Raw genomic sequence first — 3,406 nt, 5'->3', positions numbered from 1 at the left:
TGTTAATTTGTAATTAATTGTTTGTCAGACTTAAATATACAAAATAATTCGGTGATTACCAACTTTTAAAGATACTTTCTTATCCCGAACTCACGTAATACATGAAATATAAAGGAGAATAAACATGAGAAAGATACACCTATATATATTAGGATTATTCCTGATTCTTCCTCTTGTGATACAAGCACAGGCAGAAAGAAAAATCAAGATAGCCTGTGTAGGCAACAGCATTACCGAAGGATTTTTGTTAAAGAATCCGTCGGAAGAAAGCTATCCGGCGGTACTACAAAAGTTATTGGGAGATAACTACGAAGTGGGCAACTTTGGCGTAACTGCTCATACGCTAAGTCAGAAAGGAAACTTGCCTTACATGAAGACCACCCGTTTTCAGGAAGCTCTGGATTTCCTGCCCGATATTGTTACCATCAAGCTGGGAACCAACGATTCCAAGCCGCAGAACTGGCAGCATCATGCCACGTTCAAGGAGGACTTAAACCTGCTGATAGACAAGTTTCAGGCGCTTGCATCACATCCCCGTGTATATCTCTGCCTGCCTATTCCTTCTAATCATAAGGAATGGGGCATCAATGACAGTATCATCTTACACGGCGTTATCCCGTATATCCGGGAGGTTGCCGCCGAAAGAAACCTGCCGGTCATCGACCTGTATACTGCAATGCTTCCCTATTACCCGCAACTTTACGTCGATGGAGTACATCCCGACAAGTACGGCGCTGCTATTATTGCCGAAACATTATATAAATATCTTATCGGAAAAGAACCTTATCCCGTTCCGGGACGCAGCGACCAGACCTTGTGGTACGACGAACCTGCCGCTCAATGGGAAGAAACACTTCCGTTAGGCAACGGCAGACTGGGTATGATGCCCGACGGAGCTATCGGTAAAGAGCATATCGTTCTGAATGAAATCAGCATGTGGAGCGGATCGGAAGCAAATTACCTGAATCCCGATGCTTCCCAAAGCCTGCCCGAAATCCGCCGGCTGCTGTTCGAAGGAAAGAACAAAGAAGCACAGGAACTGATGTATACCAGCTTTGTTCCTAAGAAACCGGAAAAGGGAGGAACGTATGGTGCCTTTCAGATGCTGGGCGATTTGTTTCTGGAGCATCAGTATGGAGAACATGAAAAGGATGCACCAGCCGATTATCGCCGCTGGCTGGACCTGAGCAAGGGTATAGCATATACGACTTTCTCCCGCGGAACAGTCCGTTATGTACGCGAGTATGTCGTTTCACGCAACAAGGATGTCATGCTGATACACCTGAGAGCAGACGTTCCAGGTGCCATTAATTTCAAAATGAACTTGAGCCGTCCGGAAAGAGGAAGCGTACGCAAACTGGCTGAAGGCAAACTGGAACTGTACGGCAGCCTGGACAGTGGTTCCTCGCAAACCGGTGTCCGCTATGCAGCCATTGCCGGAGTAACATGCAAAGGCAAACAGGTACAGCAGTCGACTGACGAACAATCTATCAACGTACAGCATGCAGACGAAGCATGGATTGTGGTATCGGCAAAGACATCTTATCTGGCTGGAGAAATCTACGCAACAGAAGCCGACCGTCTGCTCAACGAAGCATTGGAAAGCAATCTCTCCGACGCTGTAACGGAAGCAGTCAGCAGCTATCAGGCTTTGTTCAACCGTGCCGGAATCCGCCTGCCCGAGAACGAAGCCGTTTCACAGCTTACTACCGACCAGAGAATAGAGAAATTCCAGCAGCAGGACGACCCTTCACTGGCTGCTCTTTACTATAATTACGGACGTTATTTACTGATAAGCAGCACACGTCCGGGAAGCTTGCCTCCCAACTTGCAGGGGCTTTGGGCCAACGAACCGGGAACTCCCTGGAATGGTGACTATCACACGAACATCAATGTGCAGATGAATCACTGGCCGGTAGAGCAGGCTAATTTATCGGAACTATATATACCACTGGTCGATTTGGTGAAACGACTGGTTGCCAGCGGAGAAGAAAGCGCAAAAGCCTTTTACGGTCCACAGGCCAAAGGCTGGGTTCTCCACATGATGACCAATGTATGGAACTATACTGCCCCCGGAGAACATCCGTCATGGGGCGCAACGAATACCGGAGGAGCATGGCTTTGTGCACACCTGTGGGAACATTATCTTTTCAGTGGTGACCAGAACTATCTGGCAGATATTTATCCGATCATGAAAGGTGCCTCCGAATTTTTCTACTCGACTATGGTAAAAGAGCCCAAACACGGATGGCTTGTCACAGCACCGACATCTTCTCCCGAAAATGCGTTCTATCTTCCCGGAAAAGATCGCACGCCCATCAGTGTATGTACGGGGCCGACAATGGATATCCAACTGGTACGCGAACTTTACACCAACGTAATAGAAGCTTCGCATATTCTGCATACCGATACGGCTTATGCCGAGGCCTTGCAAGAAGCTATCCGGTTATTGCCTCCACACCAAATCAGTAAAAAAGGATACCTGATGGAGTGGCTGGAGGATTATGAGGAAACCGACATCCATCACCGTCATGTATCTCATCTGTATGGTCTGCATCCGGGAAACCAGATTTCGGTTCTTAAAACGCCCGAACTGGCAGAAGCCTGCCGGAAGACCCTGAACCGGCGAGGCGATGAAGGTACCGGATGGAGCCGTGCATGGAAAATTAATTTCTGGGCGCGACTGGGCGACGGTAACCGTGCGTACAAATTATTCCGCAGTCTGCTTTATCCGGCTTATACAGCTCAAAACCCTGCACAGCACGGAAGTGGAACATTCCCTAATCTCTTCTGCTCGCATCCTCCCTTTCAAATGGATGGCAACTGGGGAGGAACTTCGGGTATCAGCGAAATGCTACTGCAAAGTCAAGATGGTTTCATTCATCTGCTCCCAGCCCTGCCCGATTCATGGAAGAATGGAAGCTTTTACGGATTGAAAGTAAGAGGAGGTGCCACGGTAGACCTTGTATGGAAAGATGGAAAACCCGTGCAGGCAACCATCACCGGAGGATGGCAGAACAATCTGAAACTGAAATATCCGAAAGGTATCAAGAAGGTACTTCTCGACGGAGTATCCTGTTCCCAAGATGATTTCATCCCATTCAGTGTAAGACAAGGCGAACGCATTACGTTTTCATTCGAATAACTAATAAACAAACTATAACGAATAAAAAGAAACAATTGACCATGAAAAATTTCAAGAAACTGGCACTGGCATCGGTTTTATGTACCGGTGTCTGTCTGACGGCAGGAGGACAAAAGCCTGCTCCTGCCATACCTTCCGATCCGGTTATCGAGGCACATATTCAAGAATACGTGAGTTCGGGATAAGAAAGTATCTTTAAAAGTTGGTAATCACCGAATTATTTTGTATATTTAAGTCTGACAAACAATTAATTACAAATTA

Annotated in this window: 2 protein-coding genes; both read left to right on the top strand. The window is 47.1% G+C overall.

The window, feature by feature from the left end:
* Nucleotides 1-124 precede the first annotated feature (124 nt).
* Nucleotides 125-3,145 carry a glycosyl hydrolase family 95 catalytic domain-containing protein gene (locus ACZM60_RS14580; protein ID WP_489521853.1) on the top strand — a complete coding sequence of 1,007 codons (3,021 nt, stop codon included), beginning with the start codon at nucleotides 125-127 and terminating at the stop codon, nucleotides 3,143-3,145.
* A gap of 41 nt (nucleotides 3,146-3,186) precedes the next feature.
* A complete protein-coding gene (locus ACZM60_RS14575; RefSeq protein ID WP_489521852.1) occupies nucleotides 3,187-3,330 on the top strand; it encodes a hypothetical protein in 144 nt (47 codons plus the stop codon).
* Nucleotides 3,331-3,406 lie beyond the last annotated feature (76 nt).

The sequence above is a fragment of the Phocaeicola sp. genome, from assembly GCF_057861905.1.
The sequence above is the reverse complement of the archived record's forward strand: the minus strand, read 5'-3'. Positions and strand labels throughout refer to the sequence as shown.